Source organism: Micromonospora sp. NBC_01392, from assembly GCF_045040125.1.
In the GTDB taxonomy this organism is placed as follows: domain Bacteria; phylum Actinomycetota; class Actinomycetes; order Mycobacteriales; family Micromonosporaceae; genus Micromonospora.
In genome coordinates, this window is record NZ_CP109549.1 from 5,223,546 (window position 1) to 5,245,385 (window position 21,840).

At 73.1% G+C, this 21,840-nt stretch carries 22 protein-coding genes; 7 read left to right on the forward strand and 15 right to left on the reverse strand.

The features are described from left to right. Nucleotides 1-13: 13 nt before the first annotated feature. Nucleotides 14-709, reverse strand: coding sequence for a cellulose binding domain-containing protein (locus OG767_RS22285; protein WP_405090347.1), 696 nt, complete (start codon nucleotides 707-709; stop codon nucleotides 14-16). 153 nt (nucleotides 710-862) lie between these two features. Between OG767_RS22285 and OG767_RS22290 the strand changes: the two genes are divergently transcribed. Beyond that, complete coding sequence (locus OG767_RS22290) at nucleotides 863-1,462, forward strand: GNAT family N-acetyltransferase (RefSeq protein ID WP_405090348.1); 600 nt, start codon at nucleotides 863-865, stop codon at nucleotides 1,460-1,462. A 51-nt stretch (nucleotides 1,463-1,513) separates the two neighbouring features. Here OG767_RS22290 and OG767_RS22295 read toward each other — a convergent pair whose 3' ends face one another. Further along, nucleotides 1,514-2,167 carry a GPP34 family phosphoprotein gene (locus OG767_RS22295; RefSeq protein ID WP_281938684.1) on the reverse strand — a complete coding sequence of 218 codons (654 nt, stop codon included), beginning with the start codon at nucleotides 2,165-2,167 and terminating at the stop codon, nucleotides 1,514-1,516. A 196-nt stretch (nucleotides 2,168-2,363) separates the two neighbouring features. Here OG767_RS22295 and OG767_RS22300 point away from each other — a divergent pair, with 196 nt between their 5' ends. Continuing rightward, a complete protein-coding gene (locus OG767_RS22300; protein WP_405090349.1) occupies nucleotides 2,364-3,872 on the forward strand; it encodes an APC family permease in 1,509 nt (502 codons plus the stop codon). A 74-nt stretch (nucleotides 3,873-3,946) separates the two neighbouring features. On the opposite strand, the gene OG767_RS22305 is transcribed toward OG767_RS22300, so the two are convergent. Together OG767_RS22305 and OG767_RS22310 are read right to left on the reverse strand one after the other, a co-directional pair. Continuing rightward, entirely contained in the window at nucleotides 3,947-4,336 is a 390-nt protein-coding gene (locus OG767_RS22305; protein ID WP_343446120.1) for a hypothetical protein, read from the reverse strand. 40 nt (nucleotides 4,337-4,376) lie between these two features. Further along, complete coding sequence (locus tag OG767_RS22310) at nucleotides 4,377-5,090, reverse strand: hypothetical protein (protein ID WP_405090350.1); 714 nt, start codon at nucleotides 5,088-5,090, stop codon at nucleotides 4,377-4,379. On the opposite strand from OG767_RS22310, the gene OG767_RS22315 reads away from it, so the two are divergent. From OG767_RS22315 to OG767_RS22325, 3 genes are all read left to right on the forward strand, one after another. Then, on the forward strand, nucleotides 5,089-5,277 hold the full coding sequence (locus OG767_RS22315) for a hypothetical protein (protein ID WP_146180017.1): 189 nt from the start codon (nucleotides 5,089-5,091) through the stop codon (nucleotides 5,275-5,277). The two genes, OG767_RS22310 and OG767_RS22315, sit on opposite strands and share 2 nt — an antisense overlap. 53 nt (nucleotides 5,278-5,330) lie before the next feature. Further along, nucleotides 5,331-6,059, forward strand: coding sequence for a hypothetical protein (locus OG767_RS22320; protein ID WP_405090352.1), 729 nt, complete (start codon nucleotides 5,331-5,333; stop codon nucleotides 6,057-6,059). A 718-nt stretch (nucleotides 6,060-6,777) separates the two neighbouring features. Continuing rightward, nucleotides 6,778-7,431, forward strand: a complete 654-nt coding sequence (locus tag OG767_RS22325) for a C39 family peptidase (protein ID WP_405090353.1) — start codon at nucleotides 6,778-6,780, stop codon at nucleotides 7,429-7,431. Between the two features lie 46 nt (nucleotides 7,432-7,477). Here the strand turns inward: OG767_RS22325 and OG767_RS22330 are convergent, their stop codons facing one another. Further along, complete coding sequence (locus OG767_RS22330) at nucleotides 7,478-8,131, reverse strand: DedA family protein (RefSeq protein WP_405090354.1); 654 nt, start codon at nucleotides 8,129-8,131, stop codon at nucleotides 7,478-7,480. A gap of 24 nt (nucleotides 8,132-8,155) precedes the next feature. Further along, on the reverse strand, nucleotides 8,156-8,512 hold the full coding sequence (locus OG767_RS22335) for a VOC family protein (protein ID WP_405090355.1): 357 nt from the start codon (nucleotides 8,510-8,512) through the stop codon (nucleotides 8,156-8,158). A 156-nt stretch (nucleotides 8,513-8,668) separates the two neighbouring features. Here OG767_RS22335 and OG767_RS22340 point away from each other — a divergent pair, with 156 nt between their 5' ends. Beyond that, nucleotides 8,669-11,524, forward strand: coding sequence for an aconitate hydratase (locus OG767_RS22340; RefSeq protein WP_405090356.1), 2,856 nt, complete (start codon nucleotides 8,669-8,671; stop codon nucleotides 11,522-11,524). A 68-nt stretch (nucleotides 11,525-11,592) separates the two neighbouring features. Here OG767_RS22340 and OG767_RS22345 read toward each other — a convergent pair whose 3' ends face one another. Next, nucleotides 11,593-12,324: an SDR family oxidoreductase gene (locus tag OG767_RS22345; protein ID WP_405090357.1), complete on the reverse strand. Its 732-nt coding sequence runs from the start codon at nucleotides 12,322-12,324 to the stop codon at nucleotides 11,593-11,595. A gap of 94 nt (nucleotides 12,325-12,418) precedes the next feature. Here OG767_RS22345 and OG767_RS22350 point away from each other — a divergent pair, with 94 nt between their 5' ends. Continuing rightward, the gene (locus OG767_RS22350; RefSeq protein WP_405090358.1) at nucleotides 12,419-13,267 is read left to right on the forward strand and encodes a LysR family transcriptional regulator; all 849 of its coding nucleotides are present in this window, start codon (nucleotides 12,419-12,421) and stop codon (nucleotides 13,265-13,267) included. A 316-nt stretch (nucleotides 13,268-13,583) separates the two neighbouring features. Here OG767_RS22350 and OG767_RS22355 read toward each other — a convergent pair whose 3' ends face one another. The 8 genes from OG767_RS22355 to OG767_RS22390 all read right to left on the reverse strand — a co-directional run bounded on the left by OG767_RS22355 (nucleotide 13,584) and on the right by OG767_RS22390 (nucleotide 21,819). After that, nucleotides 13,584-14,072 carry a GNAT family N-acetyltransferase gene (locus OG767_RS22355; protein WP_405090359.1) on the reverse strand — a complete coding sequence of 163 codons (489 nt, stop codon included), beginning with the start codon at nucleotides 14,070-14,072 and terminating at the stop codon, nucleotides 13,584-13,586. Next, the gene (locus OG767_RS22360) at nucleotides 14,065-14,673 is read right to left on the reverse strand and encodes a GTP-binding protein (RefSeq protein WP_405090360.1); all 609 of its coding nucleotides are present in this window, start codon (nucleotides 14,671-14,673) and stop codon (nucleotides 14,065-14,067) included. Before OG767_RS22360 ends, OG767_RS22355 begins: the two co-directional genes overlap by 8 nt. Continuing rightward, nucleotides 14,654-15,043 carry a DUF742 domain-containing protein gene (locus OG767_RS22365; protein ID WP_405090361.1) on the reverse strand — a complete coding sequence of 130 codons (390 nt, stop codon included), beginning with the start codon at nucleotides 15,041-15,043 and terminating at the stop codon, nucleotides 14,654-14,656. The genes OG767_RS22360 and OG767_RS22365 overlap by 20 nt, the downstream gene beginning before the upstream one ends. Continuing rightward, a complete protein-coding gene (locus OG767_RS22370; RefSeq protein ID WP_091573440.1) occupies nucleotides 15,040-15,465 on the reverse strand; it encodes a roadblock/LC7 domain-containing protein in 426 nt (141 codons plus the stop codon). Before OG767_RS22370 ends, OG767_RS22365 begins: the two co-directional genes overlap by 4 nt. 66 nt (nucleotides 15,466-15,531) lie before the next feature. Continuing rightward, nucleotides 15,532-17,979, reverse strand: a complete 2,448-nt coding sequence (locus OG767_RS22375; protein ID WP_405090362.1) for a nitrate- and nitrite sensing domain-containing protein — start codon at nucleotides 17,977-17,979, stop codon at nucleotides 15,532-15,534. A gap of 80 nt (nucleotides 17,980-18,059) precedes the next feature. After that, the gene (locus tag OG767_RS22380; RefSeq protein ID WP_405090363.1) at nucleotides 18,060-19,613 is read right to left on the reverse strand and encodes a prenyltransferase/squalene oxidase repeat-containing protein; all 1,554 of its coding nucleotides are present in this window, start codon (nucleotides 19,611-19,613) and stop codon (nucleotides 18,060-18,062) included. Next, entirely contained in the window at nucleotides 19,610-20,485 is an 876-nt protein-coding gene (locus OG767_RS22385) for a terpene synthase family protein (protein ID WP_405090364.1), read from the reverse strand. The genes OG767_RS22380 and OG767_RS22385 overlap by 4 nt, the downstream gene beginning before the upstream one ends. Further along, nucleotides 20,482-21,819, reverse strand: coding sequence for a cytochrome P450 (locus OG767_RS22390; RefSeq protein WP_405094279.1), 1,338 nt, complete (start codon nucleotides 21,817-21,819; stop codon nucleotides 20,482-20,484). Before OG767_RS22390 ends, OG767_RS22385 begins: the two co-directional genes overlap by 4 nt. Nucleotides 21,820-21,840 lie beyond the last annotated feature (21 nt).

Below are 21,840 nucleotides of genomic sequence, written 5' to 3' on the forward strand. Positions count from 1 at the left end.
CCGGACGGCTGGATCAGAGCCCGGCGCAGGTCACACCGTCGACCGTGCAACTCTCCGGACGGGTGGTGCCGGTCCGTTCGAGGTGGAAACGCACCGGCACCGACGCGCCCGCCGCCAGGTCGACGCCGCTGCGGTACGTGACGACGCCGCCGTCGAAGCCGAACGTGCCCTGTTCGGCGCCCTCCACCCAGGCCGTGACCAGCCGACCCTGCGGGAACGTCAGCCGCACCGTCCAGCCGTGCGCCGTACCCCCGGTGTTGACCAGCCGCACCTCGCCGATGAAGCCGCCGTCGAAGCTGCTCACCACCGCGTACCGGCCGGTCACCGCGGACGGCGGCGCCGGCGGGGCCGGGGGCGGCGCCGGCGGCGCCGGACGCACCTCACCCCGCGGACCGCCGGTCGACACGGCCGGCGTCGGCCTGGCCGGCAGCACCGTCGACCGGGGCGACAGCCCCGGGACCACCGGGCGGCCGGCCGTGCTCGGCGGACCGCCCGTCACGCTGGGCGAGGTCGCCGTGGCGGTCGGCAGCTCCGGCAGCGACATCGCCGGATCGGTGGGCGACGCCGGGAACGTCCGCCGGCCCCGCACCGAGCCGAGCGCCACCACCAGCAGCACCACCATCACGATCACACCGATCGCGACGACCACCCAGGGCGACGAGGTGATGGCGGACCCGGTCGACGGGGTGGCGCGACGCGTGCGGGACATGTTCCTCCTGTTCGCCGGGCCGGGCCAGCCTAGCCACCGACACCCGGGTGCGGCGAGCGGTCCGTTCGGGTCTGACCCGCGGCTCGGCGACCTGATACGTTGCACGCCGATCGATGACCACAATGGCTCGTGCAGCGGCAGGACGGGTGGCCAGTGACAGAGTGGCAGGGCAACATCCGGCGGGCGTCCACAACTGACGCCGCCGTCGTGACCGGGATCCTCGCCGAGGCGTTCATGCGGGACCCGGTGAGCGGTTGGATCTTCCCGGCGGACGACCACCGGGCGCGGGTGCACCCCGCCTTCTTCGGGCCGTTCGTCGCGTTGGCGCTGCGGACCGGCGAGGTCCACGTGGCCGGCGACGGGCTGGGCGCCACGCTCTGGCTGCCGGTCGGCGACGACCACGGCGCCGACGAGGGCGACGAGTTCGCCGAGCTGGAGGCCACCATCGGGCCGGACGCGATGAAGCGGTTCGGCATGCTCGACGAGCAGATGAGTGCCAACCACCCGGCCGAGCCGCACTGGTACCTGCCGTTCATCGCGGTGCACCCGGCACACCACGGCAAGGGCGTGGGCTCGGCGCTGCTGCGCGACAAGCTGGCCGAGTTGGACCGGGCCGGCACCGCCGCGTACCTGGAGGCCAGCTCGGCGCGGAACGCGGCGCTCTACGAGCGGCTCGGCTTCCAACGCCGGCCAACCACCCTGGACCTGCCGGACGGGCCCAGCCTCTACCCGATGTGGCGCGAGCCGGCCTGACCTGGCCCGTCCCGTCCCGGTCCGCCGGGGCGGGACGTCATCGGCGGCAGGTCACCGACGGACCGTCGTGGTGCTGGCGTCCAACGCGCCCACCACGGCGGCCAGCAGCCCGTCGAGCTGCGCCGGCAGGAACCGACGGCAGTCCCGCATCCGGCCGCCGACCTGCGGGTCGAAGATGTGCGCGGCGAGCCCGACGGCCTCGGCGAGGCTCGCCAGCAGCAGCGTGCCCGGGTCCAGCTCGGCCGGGGACGAGTGCATCAGCATGGCGGTCAGGCGTACCCGTGGCGAGGCCGCCTGGTTCGGGTCGGTGGCCGGCCAGCGCACCTGACGGCCGATCAGCTTGCCCTGCTCCCGACGCAGCACGCCGGCGGTGACCAGCCGCGTCCCGACCCGCTCGTTGATGTTGAGCTGGGTCCGCAGGTAGCGGATCCACAACCGGGCCGGATGCGCGCCCTCACGACGCAGGATCTCGGTGATCAGCAGGTCGGTCAACGGCTCCTGCCAGAGCCGCGGGTCGACCGCGGCGATGCCGCCACCGTCGAGCGCGATCCGTCCCTCGAACATCAGCTCGGCGAGCGCGGCGCCGGCCAACCCGCACTCCAGCCGGTCGACGGCGACATGCGGCTTACCGGTGAACTCGTCATGTCCGATGAGGAACAGCGCATCGGCTAGCCGGTACGTGGCTTGTGCCCCGGGGTAGGTCATGGTCCATCCTCGAACGGTGGCCGTGATCGTCGACACGGGACGGTACGGCATGACCACGCACAGCTCAATTCCGGTCGTACACACGCGCCCTAATCGATATCGAAGCGGGGTTGTGACGATCCGTGATCACCAATACCCTGCCTGAGGCTGTTCCGAAGTAGACATCCTCAACCCCTTCCCCTCCCCTGGAGAAGCCTTGTCCTCCGATCCGTTCTTCTCCGACGGTGGGCTACGCCGTGGCCGTCTCGGCACCGCCCATCTCGTCTTCTTCACCGTCGCCGCCTCCGCCCCGCTGACCGTTCTCGGTGGTGGCGTCACCACCATGTACGCGGTCAGCGGCAACATCGGCGCCGCGCTGGGTTACGTCCTGCTCGCGGCCGTGCTCGCCATCTTCGCCACCGGCTACGCCGCGATGAGCCGGTACGTCGCCAACGCGGGCGCGTTCTACGCGTACATCGCCAACGGCCTCGGCCGGGCCGGCGGGGTGGCCGGCTCGGCGGTCGCGCTGGCCGCGTACAACGCCATCCAGATCGGTCTCTACGGGCTGTTCGGCGCCATCATGTCGGACTTCATGTCGGCCAAGGCCGGGCTGGACCTCAAATGGTGGGTCTGGGCGCTGCTGGCCTGGGTCTTCATCGGCGTGCTGGGCGTGCTGCGCATCGACCTGAACGCCAGCGTCCTCGCGGTGCTGCTGGTCCTGGAGTGCGTGGCCGTGCTGATCTTCGACCTGGTGGCGTTCGCCCACCCGGCCGGCGGCGCCGTCACCACCGCCGGCATCAGCCCCGGCCACCTGTTCGGGGCCGGGTTCGGCGCCGTGCTGGCGTTCACCATCGCCTCCTTCACCGGCTTCGAGAGCGGCGCCATCTACAGCGAGGAGGTCAGGGACCCGCGGCGCACCGTGGCCCGGGCCACCTACATCGCGGTCGCGTTCACCGGCCTGTTCTACGCCTTCTCCGCCTGGGCGCTGACGGTGCTGACCGGGCCGGAGAACGCACCGCAGGCCAGCGCCGAGGCCGGCCCCGGCGTGATCTTCGGGGCGCTCGACCAGTACTCCGGCGCCGTGGTCGCGGACATCGCCAACGTCCTGTTCATCACCAGCGTGCTGGCCGCCCTGCTGTCGTTCCACAACGGCGTGGCCCGCTACCTGTTCGCGCTCGGCCGGGAGAACGTCCTGCCCCGCTTCCTCGGCGCGACCTCCAGCCGCAGCGGCGCCCCGGTCGCCGGTTCGGTGGTGCAGAGCATCCTGGCCGTGGTGGTCTTCGTGGGATTCGCGATGTCCGGGCGGGACCCGGTCATCGACCTGTTCACCTGGCTGTCCGGCTCGGCCGCGGTCGGCGTGGTGCTGCTGATGACGCTCACCTCGGCCTCCGTCGTCGGCTTCTTCCGGGGCCGTGGCGGCCCGGAGTCGGCCTGGCAGCGGGCGATCGCCCCGGCGCTCGGCACCGTCCTGCTCACCGCCGTGCTGCTGGTGCTGCTGTTCAACTTCGACGCGCTGCTCGCGCCGGACACCGCCGGCTACCTCAAGTGGCTGCTGCCGGCGATCCCGGTGGTGGCCGGCGTGCTCGGCCTGATCTGGGGCGGCGTGCTGCGCACCAGCCGGCCGGACACCTACCGGCGGATCGGCCAGCTCGACGAGGAGGGCCTGCACGAGCCCGGCCTGCACTCGGCCCCCGAGCCCGACCGCTGGGCCGCCAGCCACCGCTGAACGAGTAAGGCGGGGCCCCTTCTTAACGCCTCCGGTAGAGAAGGGGCCCCCGCTCACCACCGTGGAGGCAGGGCTCAGGCGGTGCGGATGACGGTGCAGATGGCCGGGCCCTCGTCGGTGGCCCGCAGCAGGTAGCGGTAGTGCTCGCCGGGCACCGCGCCACCCTGGCTGTCCAGGAACTCCCACCGCACCGCCACCTCGGTGAGCAGCGCCGAGACCTGCTGCACGTCTTCGATCTGCGCGTTCGCGGCGACCAGCTCCCGCTCCTGGTAGTCGGGCGCGGCGCCGACGAAGCTCAGCGCCACCGCCGCCGGCGAGGTGAACGAGAAGCTGTAGGTGTCGGCGACCACCAGCCCGGGCAGGGCGTAGCAGGCGGCGATGGCCGGCACGTCGGCGGTGGTCAGCGCCACGCCGTACCTGTCGAAGAAGTCGGAGAGCGTGTCGAGGTCGGTGGAAGCCGTCACGACGCTCTCCATTACCGGCCCGCCAGCCCGGCAAACCTGGTCAGCGCGGTGGGATGCGCACCTCGATCTCCTTGCCGAGCTGTGCGCCGCCGGTCAGGTCCAGGTCGTCGCCGCTCCAGAACCGTCCCGGGTCGTACCAGTTGGGCCGGCGGCCGGCCGGCAGCAACCCCATCGCCTCGTAGGTCACCGCCACCACCTCCGCGCAGTACGCGGTCTCCAGCGCACGGTCACGCACCGACGTCCCGTCCGCACCCGGTGCGCCGGCACCGCCCGCTGCCCGGCCCGCGCCCGGTGTCCCGCCCGCGTCCGGGCTGGACGGTCGCCGGCGCGGCATCGGCACCCGACCCCGGGCCCAGCGCCAGGCGAGTTGCGCGGTCGACGGGAACGGGGTGCCGTCCAGACGCGCCACGGTACGCAGCACCGCCTCCTCCATGGCGCCGTCGGCGGGCGGTTCGAGCTGACGCAGCCAGCCCCGCTGGCCGTACCGGTTGGCCCACACGCAGACCGCGTCGCGCAGGTCGTGCAACTGCACGCCGCGCTGGCGGGTGCCGGTCCACATGTCCGGCAGCGAACGGCCCAGCTCCGCGTGCCACATCAACGGCGGCATGTCGTCCAGCACCACCGCCATGCCCACGTGGTTCACCGGGCTGTTGGTGGTGAACTGGATGGCGCGGTCAGGCACGCTGCGCCCACGGAACACCCACAGGTCGCCGGTGCGGGTCAGCTCCACGGCCTCGTCCAGGCTGATGCTCATGGAGGACTACCCTAAGCCGATGCGGCAACGGATGCGGTGGTGGAAGGTGCTCGGCCTGGCCGGCCTGGCGGGCGTCGCGGCGACGGGCGTGGTGGTGGCCCGGGCGGAGCGGCAGCGCCGGGCGTACACACCGGAGGAGATCCGGGACCGGCTGCGGGAACGGCACGCCAAGGCGTCCTCCTCCTGATCCGGCGAGAACCGGGGCGGCGCGCGACGACGCGCTGCCCTAACATCGCCGTCATGGGAAACAGTTTCTGGGAGACACAGTTTGTGCTCGACCCGCCGGCCGCCCCCGTCGAACGACACGGCGAGGTCGACCTGCACCTGCCGACCGGCGACGGCCCGCACCCCGCGGTCGTGGTGGTGCACGGCGTTCCCGGGCCGCCCGACGCACCCGACGCCCGGGACTGGCCGCTCTACCGGGGCTACGGCGCGCTCCTCGCCGACCAGGGCGTGGTGGTCGCGCTCCCCCGGCTCGCCGTGACCAGCCCCGACGACCTGCGCACGGTCGCCGCCCGCGTCGCCGACGCGGCCGACCTGCTCCGCGCCGATCCCCGCGTCGACCCGCAGCGGCTGGCGCTCTGGTTCTTCTCCGGCGCCGGGCTGCTGCTCGGCGACTGGCTCCGCGACCCGCCCCGCTGGCTGCGCGGTCTCGCCGCGACGTACCCGCTGCTGGCCCCGCTCCCCGAATGGCCACCGGTCGACCCGCGCTTCCACCCGCTCGACGCCCTGACGACGGTCGACGCCGGCCGGCCACCGCTCGTGCTGACCCGGGCCGGTCGGGAGCGGCCCGAGGTCACGTCCACCATCGCGGCGTTCACGGCTGCCGCAACCCGGCACGGGCTGCCGCTGCACCTGGTCGACGTGCCGGACGGACGACACGGGTTCGACGCCCTGGACCACACCGAGGAGTCGCGCGCCGCGGTACGCGCCGCCCGCGACGCACTGCTCGCCCTGCTCACCGCATGACCACCCAGCCGAAGTGCCGACACCCTCGGCGCACCCAACCGGTCCGCCTGGGCGGCAGGAGCCCGCCCCACCACGCTGATCATGAAGTTGGCTGCCGGATTGTCGGCGTGTCGACCCGCCAACTTCATGATCAGCGCGGTGGGTGAACGTTTTGCTCAACGGGGGCGGTGGAGATCTTGGTACGCATCGGGCTGCGGAGGTGCGGTTCGGTACCGAGATCTCCACCGGGTTCACCCTTCGGCGGGCTCCGGGTTGAGGGCGCCCTGGGGTGCGGGATGTGCGGTTTCATGGCACTCGGGCGGGGCTGCGGTGAGGCGCCCCTGGGCGAGTGTCGGGTTTTGTCGGGTTTGGGGTGGTCGGGGTCACTGGCTCGGCGGAATGGTCGCCGGGGGCGGGGCGTTGTACCTGGCAGACCGCGTGGAGCCCGGCCCTCGAGGGCTGCTGGCGAGTTTCCGGTCGGAATGAGCGACCACCGGCCGTCGTTACCTCACCGGGCCAGCCACCCCCGGTTAGACGAGCCCCGTGCCGACGGAATGTGCGGCCACCGGCCGTGGTTACATCCCCCGGAGCCGCCGACCCGGCCACCCCCCGGTGAGCCGGTCGCGCCGCCGTCGGGCCCCCGTGCAGGCCACCTGATCGGCCGCCGGGCCCACCCTCACACTCTTTCCCCTTTCGCGGCCCCCCGGCCGCATCCCCCACCCCCCTGGGAGGCATCATCATGGCTACCACTGTGCTGCGTAAGACTGTGCTGACCGCTGCCGGTATCGCCGCGACCGCCGGTGGGATCGCCGGCCCCGCGATCGCCGCCCACGCCGCCCCCGCCCCCACCGGCAAGGCTGCTGTCGTGGCCGCTGACCGTAACAGCGGTGAGCGGGAACTCGACGTGCGCTACGAGGCCCAGCCGAACTTCTACTACTGCGGCCCCGCCGCCGCCCGCAACGCCATCAGCGTGCTCGGCAAGAACATCGACGTGCACGCCATGGCCCGCGAGATGGGCACCACCGAGAACGGCACCAACAGCATCAACGACATCACCCCGGTCCTGAACAAGGAGACCGGCAAGCCCTACCGCTCGGTGGAGATCAAGACCGGTAAGGCCGACGACCGGCAGACCGACAAGCTGCGCACCGACATCGTCCGCACCGTCGACGACGGCCGCGCCGTGGTCGCCAACATCGCCGGCACCACCACCGACACCGACGGCGGCACCCACTCCTTCGAAGGCGGCCACTACATCAGCGTCGTCGGCTACCAGAACAACGGCACCACCGTCACCATCGCCGACAGCGCCAACCCGGACACCGCCTCCTACCGCATCACCGTCGACAACCTCGCCGACTGGATCGCCACCCGCGGCTACAGCACCAGCTAAGCAACACCCGAAAGGGCCCGACCCCACCAACGGGGTCGGGCCCTTGTCAGCGCTCGGTCGCGCCGACCGGCTCGTTCCGCTCGGGCGTCTCGGCCGCGGCCAGTCGCTTCCCGCGCCGGCGCAGCCACCACGTGCTGACCAGGCCGGCCAGCACGGCGAGCACCAGCCCGGCCCAGGAGATGTCCTTGAGCCAGTGCTCGGCGGCCCGGCCGACGTAGAACAGCAGGTACGTCGTGCCGAAGGCCCAGACCAGGCCGCCGGCCGCGTTCGCCACCAGGAACCGGCGGTACGGCACGTGCAGCGCCCCGGCCAGCGGGCCGGCGAGGATGCGCAGCAGCGCGACGAACCGGCCGAAGAAGACCGCCCACACACCGTGCCGGGCGAAGCTCTGCTCGGCGCGGGCCAGATGCGTCGGGCCGAGATGCTTCGGGAAACGCCGGCCCAGCCGTTCCAGCAGCGGCCGGCCGCCACGGCGGCCCACGGCGTACCCGATGGAGTCGCCGACGATCGCGCCGGTCGCCGCCGCGACGGCCACCCACTCGGGCTGGACCACCCCGGTGGCGGCGAGCAGGGCGGAGCTGACCAGCACGATCTCGCCGGGCAGCGGGACGCCCATGCTCTCGACGCCGATCACCCCGGCGACGATCAGGTAGATCACGCCGGGCGGTAGCGCGGAGAGCCAGTGCTGCACGTCGACCACGCTCCGACACTACCCGGGTGGAACTCAGCCCGTGGGGGTCAGAAACTCCAGCCGGTTGCCGTGCGGGTCGTACGTGTGGAACCGCCGCATGCCGGGGATCTCGTCGTCGCCCCAGGTCACGGCGTGGCCGGCGGCAGCCAGCCGAGCGGCCAGCCGGTCCAGGTCGGCGCGGACCAGCGCCGGGTGGGCCTTGCGGGCGGGCACGAAATCGTCCTCCACGCCGAGGTGCAGTTCGGCGTCGTACCCGGTGAACCAGCAACCGCCGCGGGCGGCGAGGGCCGGGGGTTTGGGTTTCTCGGTGAGGCCGAGCAGACCGACGTAGAACGCGCGGGAGCGGTCCTCGGAGCCGCGGGGGCAGGCCAGCAGCACGTGGTGGATCATGGTGGCACCTCCTCGTCCCGCAGCGTGGCACGAGGTTGCGTGAATAGCAAGACGGACGTACGGTTTTGTAGAGACCGACGCAGGTAAGTGTCGCCTAAGCACGGCGGCGCCCCGGTCGGTGCGACAAACTGCTCAGGACTACTCACGGTCGCTGGTGTGAAGGAGTACGACGTGGCGAGCCTCGACACCTTCGGTGCGAAGACCCAGCTACGCGTCGGAGACGCGAGCTACGAGATTTTCAGGATCGGCCAGGTTCCGGGGCACGACAGACTGCCCTACAGCCTGAAGATCCTGCTGGAGAACCTGCTGCGGACCGAGGACGGCGCGAACATCACCGCCGACCACATCCGGCAGCTCGGCGCGTGGGACCCCACCGCCGACCCGAGCGTGGAGATCCAGTTCACCCCGGCCCGGGTGCTGATGCAGGACTTCACCGGCGTGCCCTGCGTGGTCGACCTGGCCACCATGCGCGAGGCGGTCCGCGACCTCGGTGGCGACGCCACCAAGGTGAACCCGCTCGCCCCGGCCGAGCTGGTCATCGACCACTCCGTCATCGCCGACCTGTTCGGCCGCGAGGACGCGTTCGAGCGCAACGTCGAGCTGGAGTACGAGCGCAACAAGGAGCGCTACCAGTTCCTGCGCTGGGGTCAGAGCGCGTTCAACGAGTTCAAGGTCGTCCCGCCGGGCACCGGCATCGTGCACCAGGTCAACATCGAGTACCTGGCCCGCACGATCATGGAGCGCAACGGCCAGGCGTACCCGGACACCGTCGTCGGCACCGACTCGCACACCACCATGGTCAACGGCCTGGGTGTGCTGGGCTGGGGCGTCGGCGGCATCGAGGCCGAGGCCGCGATGCTCGGCCAGCCGGTCAGCATGCTGATCCCCCGCGTGGTCGGCTTCAAGCTCTCCGGTGAGATGCCGGCCGGCACCACCGCCACCGACCTGGTGCTGACCATCACCGAGATGCTGCGCAAGCACGGCGTGGTCGGCAAGTTCGTCGAGTTCTACGGCCCCGGCGTGAGCGCGGTGCCGCTGGCCAACCGCGCCACCATCGGCAACATGTCGCCGGAGTACGGCTCCACCGTGGCGATCTTCCCGATCGACGCCGAGACGATCCGCTACCTGGAGCTGACCGGCCGCGACGCGTCCCAGGTCGCGCTGGTCGAGGCGTACGCCAAGGAGCAGGGCCTCTGGCACGACCCGGGCCACGAGCCGGAGTACTCGGAGCGCCTGGAGCTGGACCTCGGCACCATCGAGCCGTCCCTGGCCGGCCCGAAGCGCCCGCAGGACCGGGTGCCGCTGGGCAGCGCGAAGACGCTGTTCCGCTCGGCGCTGACCGACTACGTGGCGGCCGACGAGACCGGCGGCGACCCGGGCCGCAAGCCGGGCGTGCCGCAGCAGCAGAAGCCGTTCGGCACCGACGGCCCGGCCGACGAGGCCAGCGCCGAGTCGTTCCCGGCCAGCGACGCGCCGGCCAACGGCGTCAACGACCCGGCGGACGCGCCGCGTGACCTGGAGACCGCCGCCGTGGGCGCGGGTGGCCGGGCCACCAACCCGGTCCGGGTGACCGGCGCCGACGGCGTCGAGTACGAGCTGGACCACGGCGCGGTGGTGATCGCCGCGATCACGTCCTGCACCAACACCTCGAACCCGCAGGTGATGATCGGCGCCGCGCTGCTGGCCCGCAACGCGGTGGAGAAGGGGCTGGCCCGCAAGCCGTGGGTGAAGACCACCCTCGCACCGGGCTCCAAGGTCGTCATGGACTACTACGACCGCGCCGGCCTCACGCCGTACCTGGAGAAGCTCGGCTTCAACCTGGTCGGCTACGGCTGCACCACCTGCATCGGCAACTCCGGCCCGCTGCCGGAGGAGGTCTCCGCCGCCGTCAACGAGGGCGACCTGGCCGTCGTATCGGTGCTCTCCGGCAACCGCAACTTCGAGGGCCGGATCAACCCGGACGTCAAGATGAACTACCTGGCGTCCCCGCCGCTGGTCGTCGCGTACGCGCTCGCCGGCACCATGGACATCGACCTGGCCAACGAGCCGATCGGCGAGGACGCCCAGGGCAACCCGGTGTTCCTGCGGGAGATCTGGCCGAACAGCGCCGAGATCCAGGACGTCATCGCCTCGGCGATCGGCGCCACCGGTTTCAGCGCCGCGTACGCCGACGTGTTCGCCGGTGACGAGCGCTGGCAGTCGCTGCCGACCCCGACCGGTGACACGTTCTCCTGGGCGGGCGACTCCACCTACGTGCGCAAGCCCCCGTACTTCGAGGGCATGCAGCAGGAGCCGACCCCGGTGCAGGACATCGCCGACGCCCGCGTCCTCGCGAAGCTGGGCGACTCGGTGACCACCGACCACATCTCCCCGGCCGGTTCCATCAAGGCGGACTCCCCCGCCGGGAAGTACCTGGCCGAGCACGGCGTGGCCCGGCACGAGTTCAACTCGTACGGCTCCCGCCGCGGCAACCACGAGGTGATGATCCGGGGCACGTTCGCCAACATCCGGCTGCGCAACCAGCTCGTCCCCGGGGTGGAGGGCGGCTTCACGGTCAACCACCTGACCGGCGAGCAGTCCTCGATCTACGACGCCTCGATGGCGTACCAGGAGGCGGGCGTCCCGCTGGTCATCCTGGCCGGCAAGGAGTACGGCTCGGGCTCGTCGCGGGACTGGGCGGCCAAGGGCACCATGCTGCTGGGCGTGAAGGCGGTCATCGCCGAGTCGTACGAGCGGATCCACCGCTCGAACCTGATCGGCATGGGCGTCCTGCCGCTGCAGTTCCCGGTGGACACCACCGCGGAGTCGCTGGGCCTGACCGGCACCGAGACGTTCTCGATCAGCGGGGTCGCCGCGCTCAACGACGGCGACACCCCGCGCACGGTGAAGGTCACCACCGACACCGGTGTGGAGTTCGACGCCGTGGTCCGCATCGACACCCCCGGTGAGGCGGACTACTACCGGCACGGCGGCATCCTCCAGTACGTGCTGCGCCGCATGATCGCCAGCTAGCACCTGGTGTGCGAGGAGGGGCCCCTTGTTAACAGACGTCTGTTAACAAGGGGCCCCTCCTTGCACGGTCACCAGGGCACCACGCCGGCGTCCTCGAAGAACCCGCCGGTCGGCCCGTCGTCGGGCAGCGTCGCCAGCCTGATCCCGATCGCCGCGCCCTGCTGCGGCGTACGCACCCCCCGGAAGCCGTTCAGGTCGGTCGCGGTGAAGCCGGGGCAGCCGGCGTTGATCAGGATGTTCGTGTCAGCGAGCGCGCGGGCGTACTGGATCGTCACCGCGTTGAGCATCGACTTCGACGGCGCGTAGGCCACGGAGAGCGGGCCCGTCTGCTCCTCCCCGGTGGAGGCGCTCTGCCGGGTGAGCGAGCCGACGCCGCTGGACATGTTGACGATCCGGGGCGCGGCCGAGCGGCGCAGCAGCGGCAGCATCGCCTCGGTGACCCGGATGACGCCGATCACGTTGACCTCGACCGCGGCCCGCACGGTCGCGACGTCCGCGCCGCCGGGCTGCTGCGGCATGCCGCCGGTGACGCCGGCGTTGTTGACCAGCACGTCGAGACCGCCGACCTGCTCGGCCAACAGGCGGGCGGCGGCGGTCACGCTCGCGTCGTCGGTCACGTCCAGCGGTACGCCGAACGCGTCCACGCCGGCCGCGCGCAGCTTCGCCACGGCGGCCTCCCGGCGCTGCCCGTCGCGGGCGCCGACGCCCACCCGCCAGCCGAACGCGCCCAGCCCGGCCGCGATCTCGTAGCCGATTCCCTTGTTCGCGCCGGTCACCAGCGCGATCGTGCCTGCACTCATGCGATCGATCCTGGCCGCGCCGGCACCGGGCGGCCAACACCGTCTCGGTAGCGGGCGATACCCGACAGGTATCGCCCGGAGGTACGGTGGCCGGGTGGAGACCCGGGAGTTGCGCTACTTCGTCGCGGTCGCCGAGGAGCTGCACTTCGGCCGCGCCGCGCGCCGCCTCGGCATCGCCCAACCACCGCTGTCGCGGGCCATCGCGCAGCTCGAACGGCGGCTCGGGGCGACGCTGCTGGCCCGCGACAGCCGGGCCGTCACGTTGACGCCGGCCGGCGCGGTGCTGCTGCGCGAGGGCCGGGCCGCGCTGGACGCGGTGGCCGCCGCCGACCGTCGCACCCGCCGCGCCGCGTCCACCGCGGCCGGCGAGCCCGGCCTGGTGCTGGCCACCAAGGCCGGCGCGTCGAGCGAGCTGCTGCCGAAACTGCTCGACGCGTACGCCGCCGAGCCCGACGCGGTCGCCGTGGAGGTGCTGCTGTGCGGCATCGGCGAACAGGAGCGGCTGCTGCGTGACGGGCGGGCCGACGTGGCGCTGCTGCACCTGCCGTTCGACTCGACGGCCGGGCTCGACACCGAGGAACTGGTGACCGAACAGCAGGTGGTGGTCCTGCCGGCCGGGCATCCGCTGGCCGGCCGGGCGCAGGTGTGGACGGCCGACGTCGCCGCGCTGCCCGACCTGCCGCTGCCGCGCTGGCCGCGCCGGGACGGCAGCTATCCGGACGGGCCGGGGCCCGAGGTCCGGGACCACGCCCAGTTGTTCCAGTTGATCGCGCTCGGCCGGACGGTGGCAGTGCTCCCCGAGTCGTGCCGGACGCTCCTGCGCCCCGACCTGGCCGCCGTGCCGGTGCCGGACGCGCCGGCGGTGACCACGGTGATCGCGTGGCCGCCGCACAGTCGGTCGCGGTCCCTGGCCGCCCTGGTCCGCACCGCCACCCGCCTCTAGCCACGCCCGCGCGGGCTGCCCAGCCACCGCTGCGGCCACGCGCCGCGCTGCTCTCCTGAGGGCGCGCCGCGCCACCCGGCCGCCTCGGCAGTCGCCGGGTGTGTCCGGAGGCAGCGCTCGGCCGGGCCGGCCGCAACTCGCCTCCGGGGCGTGTCGCGGCCGGCGGCATAGTTGCCTGAGAAGCGGTATACCTCTCGGTCATAATTATGACGGAGAGGTATACCGCACCACAGTGAGTTGTTCCCTGCCACGGCGACGCTCAGTAACCAGCGACCCTGCACGAGTCAAGGGCCGCACAGCCAAAGGTCCGCGCGACCTAGGCGAGCAGGTCCTTGCGCATCTGCTGGGTGACCACCTGGTAGCCCGAGGTCCGGTAGAGCGTCGCCGCCGTCTCGTTGGCGCCGAAGACGTTGAGTTCCAGGGCCCGGGCGCCCCGCTCCCGGGCCATCCGCTCCCCCGCCGCGAGCAATGCCCGGCCCAGGCCCTGACCGCGGCGGTCGGCGACCACCTCGATGTCGTAGATGAAGGCGCAGTGGGGGACGCCGCGCGGATGGGTCAGGCCGATCCACAGCCGGCCGATCGACGAACCGTCGGGCAGCACGCCGATCAGGAGGAGCATGCCGGGCGTGGCCAGGCCGTCCGGCAGCAGGGCGGCATTGGCCTCCCGCGCCCGGTCGAGCGCCTCCGCCTCCGTCCAGTTGCCGGCCGACACGTGCTCCCGCGCGTACTCCACGGCCAGCTCGTCCTGCCAGCGGTCGAACTCCTCCGGGGCCATCGCGCGGACGGACACGGCCGGCTCAGTCACCGGCGGCCCGCCGACGCGCCTCACGCAGCTTCATGGCGTGCTCCAGCAGCGTGATCAGCACCTCCTTGGCCGACTCGCGCTGACGCGCGTCGCAGAGCACCACCGGCACGCCCGGGTCCAGGTCGAGCGCCGCCTGGACCTCGTCGAGCCGAAACTCCCGGGCCCCCTCGAAGCAGTTCACCGCCACCACGAACGGCGTGCCCCGCCCCTCGAAGTAGTCGATCGACGGGAAGCAGTCGGCCAGCCGGCGGGTGTCGGCGAGCACCACCGCGCCGAGCGCGCCCAGCGCCAGCTCGTCCCAGACGAACCAGAACCGGTCCTGTCCGGGCGTGCCGAACAGGTAGAGCACCAGATCGTCGCTGAGCGTGATCCGGCCGAAGTCCATCGCCACGGTGGTGGTCGACTTCGCCTCCACCCCGGACAGGTCGTCGATGCCGATCCCGGTCTCGGTCAGCACCTCTTCGGTACGCAGCGGCCGGGTCTCGCTGACCGCGCCGACCATGGTGGTCTTGCCGACGCCGAAACCACCGGCGATCAGGATCTTGATCGCGGTGGGCAGCGGCGCTGCTCCCGCCGGCCGCTCAGAGCGCCCGTAGTCCATTGATTACCGCCTCGAAAACATGCTCGTCGGGAAGGCCGGCGGGGGTGGCGCGCGGCTCGCGTACCTGCACCAGACTGCGGGCCGCCAGGTCTCCGAGGAGGACCCGGACGGTGCCCACCGGCAGGTCGAGGTGGGCGGCGATCTCGGCCACGGAAAGGATCCGCTGACAGAGGCCGACTATCGCCACGTGCTCCGGGCCCAGCCCGGACTCCGACCCGACCTCGGCGCGGGTCGCGGTCACCAGGGAGATCAGGTCGAACGTGCCGGTCACCGGGCGGGCCCGGCCGCCGGTCACCGCGTACGGGCGGACCACCGGGCCCGCGTGGTCGTCGACCCACTCCTGCTCGGTGGGCTCCCCCCGGCCTGTCATCGCGCCGTGTTCTCGCCGAGGGGCTGTTCCCGGGTGGGTGATGCGACGAACCGGCCGACCCGGGTGACCAGCATGGCCATCTCGTACGCGATCAGGCCGACGTCCGCGTCCTCCGCCGCCAGCACCGCCAGGCAGGCGTTGCGGCCGGCCGCGGTGACGAACAGGAAGGAGGACTGCATCTCGATGATGGTCTGCTGCACCTGACCACCGCCGAACCGCTTGCCCGCGCCCCGGGCCAGGCTCTGGATGCCCGCCGCCATCGCCGCCAGGTGCTCGCCGTCGTCCCTGCTCAACCCGCGGGACGAGGCCATCAGCAGTCCGTCGGTGGAGAGCGCCACGGCGTGTTCCGCCTGCTTGACCCGGCCGACCAGGTCATCCAGCAGCCACGCAAGATCCGCGCTCGAAGCCGTCTTCTGCGCCACTCGTCGTCCTCTTCTCCCCGGCTGGTGTGCCGTTCTCGTCCCGGATGCGTCGGCCTCGACGCCCGGTCAGGTGACCTGCTCGTTTCCGTCGGCCGGCCCGTCACCGGCCCCGTGCGCCCCGCCGAGCAGCCGCGCCGCGTCGGTGCGGCCACGTCGGGTTCCACTCTGGTAGGAGCTCATCATCCGGCGTACCTGCTCCGGCGCGCGCGCCGTGTCGTCCGCCCCGTCGTCGTCCGCCTCGGGCCGTTCGTGCCGCAGCTCCGGGACGAGGTTGGCCTGGCGTACCCGGACGGGCAGCCCGGCGTCGGTCTGCGGCGGCGCCGCCGCCTCGACCGCGGGCGGGGCGGCGCGGTTCTCGACCACGGCCAGCTCCGCGGTCGGCCCGGCCACCGCGGGCTGCCGTTTGCGGGTACGCGCCGGCAGCCCGGACGGCGTCATCCGGGGCGCGGGCGGTGCCGGCTCGGCCTCCGGCGGGCCGGTGTCGACCGGGCCGAACCCGCCGGTGGTGCCGTCCTCGCCCACCCGGACCACGACGGTCTCCTCGGCGGGCCGGCCCGATCCGTCAGGCGCCACGGCGGCCGGCGACGACGCGGCGGCGTCGTCGCGGGCGTCGCCGGAGCCGCCCGGGTCGCCGGCGTCGGTGCTGATCAGCTCGCGCGGGATCAGCACCACCGCGGTCGTGCCGCCGTACGCCGACTCCCGGAGCTGCACCTTCACGCCGTGCCGCTCGGTGAGCCGGCTGACCACGAACAGGCCGAGCCGGGCGGCGTCGGCGAGGTTCAGTTCGGAGCGGTCCACGATGCGCGCGTTGGCGGCGGCCAGCTCGTCGCCGCTCATGCCGAGGCCGCGGTCCTCGATCTCGAGCGCGAAGCCGTTGGCGACCAGTTGACCGCGGACCTCCACAGTGGTCTGCGGCGGCGAGAAGGAGAGGCCGTTCTCGATCAGCTCGGCCAGCAGGTGGATCACGTCACCGACGGCGCGGCCGGTCAGCGACACCGCGCCGAGCGGCCGGACGGTCACCCGGGTGTAGTCCTCGACCTCGGCGACGGCGCCGCGCACCACGTCGACCATCGGCACGCTGCGCCGCCAGGCGCGGCCCGGCGTCGACCCGGAGAGCACGATCAGGTTCTCCGCGTTGCGCCGCATCCGGGTGGCCAGGTGGTCGACCCGGAACAGGTCCTCCAGCTCCTCGGCGTCGTGTTCCCGGCGTTCCATCGCGTCGAGCAGCGTGAGCTGGCGGTGCACCAGCGCCTGGGTGCGCCGGGCCAGGCTGAGGAACACGTCGCGGACGCTGCGGCGCAGCTCGGCCTGCTCGACGGCGGTGCGGACGGCGGTCTCCTGCACGGCGTTGAACGCCTTGCCGACCTGGCCGATCTCGTCGTCGCCGAACTGCAACGGCGGCGCCTCCCGGGCGACGTCCACCTCCTCGCCGTGCCCCAGCCGCTCCACCACGCTGGGCAGCCGCTCGTTGGCGAGCCGGAAGGCGGCCTCGCGCAGCCGTTCGAGCTGCCGGACCAGCGCGCGGGCCGTGGTGATCGAGACGATGACGGACGCGACGACGGCGATCAGGCCGAGACCGGCGGCGAGCACCAGCCGGATGATGACACCGACGGCGACCGGGGTGGCCCGGGACACGATGTCCTCACCGCCGGCGAGGATCACGCCGCGCAGGTCGGCCATCGCCCGGTCGGCGGCGGCCCGCCAGGCCGCGGCGGTGACCGGCGGGCGCACGTCCTCGCCCTTGGCCGCGAGCACCCGGTCCTGGAGCGTGCGTAGCTGCCCGAACGCCTCCCCCTCGACCATCTGCTGGTAGCGGGACCGGTCGGTCGGGGCGAGTTCCCGGGCGGTCCGGTCGGCGAGGAACCACTGGGCGCCGACCAGCCGGGCGAACGCGGTCTGCTCGGCGACGGTCAGCCGGTTGGCCGAGACCGCGCCGGTGAGCAACGCGTCCTGTTGGGACAGCAGCTCACGGGAGCGGTTCAGGTCGATCAGCGCCGCGGTGTCCCGGGCGATCTGGTCGTCGTCGAGACCGCCGAGCGCGTCGAAGACGGCGAAGATGCCGTCCACCGCCTCGTCGTACGCGGCCAGCGTCGCGGTCCGGTCGATGGTCTTGCGACCCACCTCGTCGCGGACCTGGACGAGCTGGCCGAGTTCGGCCTTCAGCTCGGCCAGCCGCTGCTCCAGCTCGTCGCTGGCCGGGACCTCGGTGCGCCAGTCCTGTACCGAGGTCCACAGCGCGGTGGCCGCGCTGTCGGTGCGTCCGCGCTGGGCCTGGAGCTCCTGCAACTGCCCGGGGTCGGACTCACCCAGGTAGCGCAGCGAGAGTCGGCGCTCGTTCTGCAGCTCCAGCAGCAGCGGGTCGCTCGGCTCGAAGACCCGCGCGTTGAGCGCCTGCACGCCGAGCAGGTTGAACCCGTCCCGTACGGTCACCCAGGCCGCGAACGCCCAGAGCGCGGTCAACGACGCCAGCAGCGCGATGATCTTCGTACGGAGATTCGTACTGCGGGAACCCATCACACCGTCCTGGCCCGGTCTTCGGTCGGTCCGGAATCCGATCGACTCCGGCGCACGCTAGCAGCCGTCGTGAACTCCATTCAAGCGATCCTGATCATGGTGGGTGCCGGACGCGGCGACGCCCAGCCGGCACGCCCCGACGCGGCCAGTACCGCCGCGCGCACGATCCGCGTCGGGCGGTAGAGGTCCTTGTCGTGCCAGAGTGCCGGACCACCGTCGCATCCGTCCAGCTCGGACAGTCGGGCCCGGCCCCGGGCCAGCGCCGCGGCGATCCGGGGGTCCCCGGCGCGGCCCGCGCCGGTCAGCGCGAGCACCGCGTACGCGGTCTCCTCGGCGGTGCCCTGCCAGCGCCCCCACGATCCGTCCGCCCGCTGGGTGTCCAGCAGCCAGCCGACGCCCCGCTCGACGGCGGTCCGGGCCGCCCCGTCGGGCGCGTGGTCGGCCAGTGCGAGCAGCACCGCGTACGTCGCGTAGTACGCCGAGGCGTGCCAGCGGTCCTCCCACCGCCCGTCCGGCTCCTGCCGCTCGACGAGCCAGTCGGCGACCCGGCGGCGGGCCGCCGTCACGCCGGGCCGGGTCGCGTGCTCGCCGAGCGCGTCGAGCACGTGCGCGTTGGTGGTCAGCGAGGCGCCGTCCTCCCCCGGCCAGGTGCAGAAGTGGCGTCCGGTGTCGTACCCGGCGAGCGGGGCGACACCGAGCGGCCGGCCCAGTCGGGCCAGCACGTAGAGCACCACGGAGGTGGTGTCGGCGTCGGCCGGCAAGCCGGGCGCGGTGGCCGCGCCGGACGCGCCGACGGCGGCGCCCAACTCGGCCAGCACCGGCTCCGGCACCCGCAGCGGGACGCCGGCCCGGATCAGGGCGGCGAGCGCCCAGGCCCGTTCGAAGACGGTGATCGGGCTGGCGCAGGGCACCGGCCCGGGCCGGCCGACCCCGCGCAGGTAGTCCAGGGCGGGGCCGGGCTCGGGCCGGCCGAGCCAGGCGGCCGTGGCGGCCGGGGAGGCGCCCACCGAGCCGCTCGCCGAGGGGCGGACACCGGCCGCCCCGGGGGCCAGCTCGCCGGTCACCTCCAGCGCGTGCGCCAGCTTCGCCGGGACCGGCCGGCCGGTGGCCAGCAGGCCGCGTACCCGGGTCAGCCGGACCGGGTCGAGACCGGCCGGCAGGGGCAGGCGGGGCCGGTCCGCCCACCCGGCCAGCCCGGGCGGTGGGCCCGCCGGGCCGGTGAGACGCCGGTCCACGGCGGTCAGCAGCGCCGGCACGATCAGGTCGGTGGCCGGCAGGTCGGGCGGGGTGTCGCCGGGCAGCACGGCGGCCAGGAACGCCAGGCCGCGGTGCGCGGCGGTGGCCGGCGCCGTGGCCGGCCCGGTCCGGTGCAGCTCGGTCAGCAGCGCCTCGACGGCGCTCAGCGTCGGCACCAACGCGTAGCCGCCGGGCCCGCCCCAACCGCCGTCCGGGCGCTGCCGGTCGAGCAGCCAGGCCAGCCGGGTGTCGTGGCCGGGCAGCCAGGGTGCCAGCGCGGCCAGCCGGCCGGTCTCGTAGATCGACGGCGAGGTCTGCCCCGTCGGGTCGTCCGCGAGCGCGTCGACGAGTTCCCGCGCGGGCCCGCTCCGGGTGGCGGGCTGGGCGGTGAGGCTCACCGCACGCCCCAGAAGTCGGTGTGCCGGTAGAACCCGGTGGTGAACCCGAGCTGGCGGGACAGGAAGTCGGCCTCCCGGGGCGTCTCGTCGGCCAGTTTCGCCAGCAGCACCCGGCAGTGGTCGACCTGCTCGGCGAACCGCCGCTCGACCTCCGCCGGGTCGTCCACCAGCAGCAACGCGTTGAGGTCGCCCGACTCCGCGTCCCGGCGGTACGTGCCGAGGTCGTTGACCAGGCGCAGCGCCCGCTGCACCTCGTCGCCGACCTCGATGAGCCGGTCGAGCGCGGCGGCGTCGGCGACCGATCCGGTGTGGATCCAGTGCGCCACGTTGACCACCGTGGCGGCGAGATTGTCCGCGTTGGCCAGGTACTCGGCGAGCGTGGGCCGGCCGGTGCGCCGCCACGTCCACTCGCGGGCCATCGCGTCCAGCGTGCGTTCCATGGTGGTGCGCCAGCGTCCGCGCAGGGCGGCGTAGCCGGGCGCGGTGGCGACGTCGTCGCGCAGTTCGGCGAGGAACCGGCCGAGCGGGTCGGTCGTCGACGCGCCGTCCAGCACGTCCAGGCAGGTACGGGCGATGCGGTCCACCTCGGCGCGGCTGGTCGCCCGCTGGTCGACCAGCCAGTCGACGGCGAAGCCCCACAGCACCGCGCGGTTGGTGACCGCCAGCTCGGCGGCGGTGTGCCAGGGCGCGCTGAACGCCATCGCCGAGGCGATGCTGCCGAACAGCGTCGCGTCGAACGGGTCGGCGGGAAACAGGTCGGGGTGCGCGGCGGCCACCCGCCGCAGGCCACGCTGGCCGTGCGCGACGAGCGCGCAGATCCGGCCCTGTTCCGCCGCGGCGGTGATCGGATCCGGCGTCGGTCCGCCGGTCACGCCGGCTCCGCCCGGCCGGCCGCGAGCAACGTCAGCTCGACCCGCTCGCGGGGTCGCAGCGCCGCCGCCAGGCGCAACCAGGGCACGTCGGTGCGACGCAGCCGGAAGCGGTAGCGGCTGAGCATCGTGGCGAGGATGAGCTGGGCCTCCAGGTAGAACAGGTACATGCCGAGGCACTGGTGCGGGCCGCCGCCGAACGGGAAGTGGGCGTAACGGTGGCGGTCGCGGACCCGCTCCGGCCGGAACCGCTCCGGGTCGAACTCGTCCGGCCGGTCCCAGAACTGCCGCATCCGCTGGGTGATCAGCGGGCTGACCGCCATGGTGGCGCCGGCCTCGATCGGCACGCCGTCGATGACGTCGTCGGCTACCGCGCGGCGCGGGATGATCCAGCCGATCGGGTAGAGCCGCAGCAGCTCGTCCAGCACCATCCTGGTGTAGGTGAGGTGGTCCAGGTGCTCCCGGCGTACCGGGCCTTCACCGACCACGTCGTCGATCTCGGCGTAGAGCCGCTCGGCGACCTCGGGGTGCTGGTGCAGGTGCGGCCAGGCCCAGGTGAGCACGTTGATGGTGGTCTCGGTGGTGGCGGCGAACATGGCCACGGTGTCGTTGCGGACCTGCCGCTCGTCGAGCTGCCGGCCGTCGTCGGTGCGGGCCCGCCACAGGGTGGAGATGATGTCGTCGCCGGAGTCGGCGTCGTCGCGGGTCTGCCGGACGATCGGCACGAGCACGTCGTCCACCACGCGCACCGCACGACGGAACGCCCGGTCGCCCGGCATCGGCAGCGACAGCGGCGCGAACGGCACGACGATGCGGGGGATGACCGCGGTGGCGATGCGGTCCTGGGCGTCGATCACGCGCATCGCGTCCGGCACCGAGATGCGGTCGGCGAAGAGCACCTTCATGATCGCCCGGCTGACGATGCGGGCCTGCTCGACGCCGATGTCGACCGGCCGCCCGGCGCGGTACGGCTCGTCCAGCTCGTCGACGGCGTCGGAGATGGCTCCGGCCATGCCGTCGATGAGCGCCTCCACCCGCTTGGCGGTGAACATCGGCTGCAACATCCGGCGGCTGGCGGACCAGACCTGCCCCTCGCCGAGGATGCCCTCGCCGAACAGTCGCTTGACCGGGCGCCAGAACAGTCCGTCGCCGGCCCGTTCGTAGTTGTCCGCCCGGTCGCGCAGCACGTGCTGCACGTGCCGGGGGTGGGTGACCAGGTACGGGCGGAACGAGCCGAGGTTGAGCCGGACCAGTTCGCCACCGGTGCGGTTGCCCACGTCGATCAGCGCGCGGGCCGGGTCCCGCAGGACGGCGGGCAGGATCTGCCGCAGCGGCACGACACGAGGCCGGCCGGTGGG

Excerpts from the sequence above, each read along its gene's own strand:
- OG767_RS22310 (WP_405090350.1), bottom strand. The coding sequence starts at position 5,090 with ATGAGCATCAGCCTGGACGAGGCCGTGGAGCTGACCCGCACCGGCGAC.
- OG767_RS22320 (WP_405090352.1), top strand. The coding sequence starts at position 5,331 with ATGGGAAACAGTTTCTGGGAGACACAGTTTGTGCTCGACCCGCCGGCC.
- OG767_RS22315 (WP_146180017.1), top strand. The coding sequence starts at position 5,089 with ATGGAGGACTACCCTAAGCCGATGCGGCAACGGATGCGGTGGTGGAAG.
- OG767_RS22285 (WP_405090347.1), bottom strand. The coding sequence starts at position 709 with ATGTCCCGCACGCGTCGCGCCACCCCGTCGACCGGGTCCGCCATCACC.
- OG767_RS22295 (WP_281938684.1), bottom strand. The coding sequence starts at position 2,167 with ATGACCTACCCCGGGGCACAAGCCACGTACCGGCTAGCCGATGCGCTG.
- OG767_RS22360 (WP_405090360.1), bottom strand. The coding sequence starts at position 14,673 with ATGGACTACGGGCGCTCTGAGCGGCCGGCGGGAGCAGCGCCGCTGCCC.
- OG767_RS22375 (WP_405090362.1), bottom strand. The coding sequence starts at position 17,979 with ATGGGTTCCCGCAGTACGAATCTCCGTACGAAGATCATCGCGCTGCTG.
- OG767_RS22365 (WP_405090361.1), bottom strand. The coding sequence starts at position 15,043 with ATGACAGGCCGGGGGGAGCCCACCGAGCAGGAGTGGGTCGACGACCAC.
- OG767_RS22325 (WP_405090353.1), top strand. The coding sequence starts at position 6,778 with ATGGCTACCACTGTGCTGCGTAAGACTGTGCTGACCGCTGCCGGTATC.
- OG767_RS22335 (WP_405090355.1), bottom strand. The coding sequence starts at position 8,512 with ATGATCCACCACGTGCTGCTGGCCTGCCCCCGCGGCTCCGAGGACCGC.
- OG767_RS22345 (WP_405090357.1), bottom strand. The coding sequence starts at position 12,324 with ATGAGTGCAGGCACGATCGCGCTGGTGACCGGCGCGAACAAGGGAATC.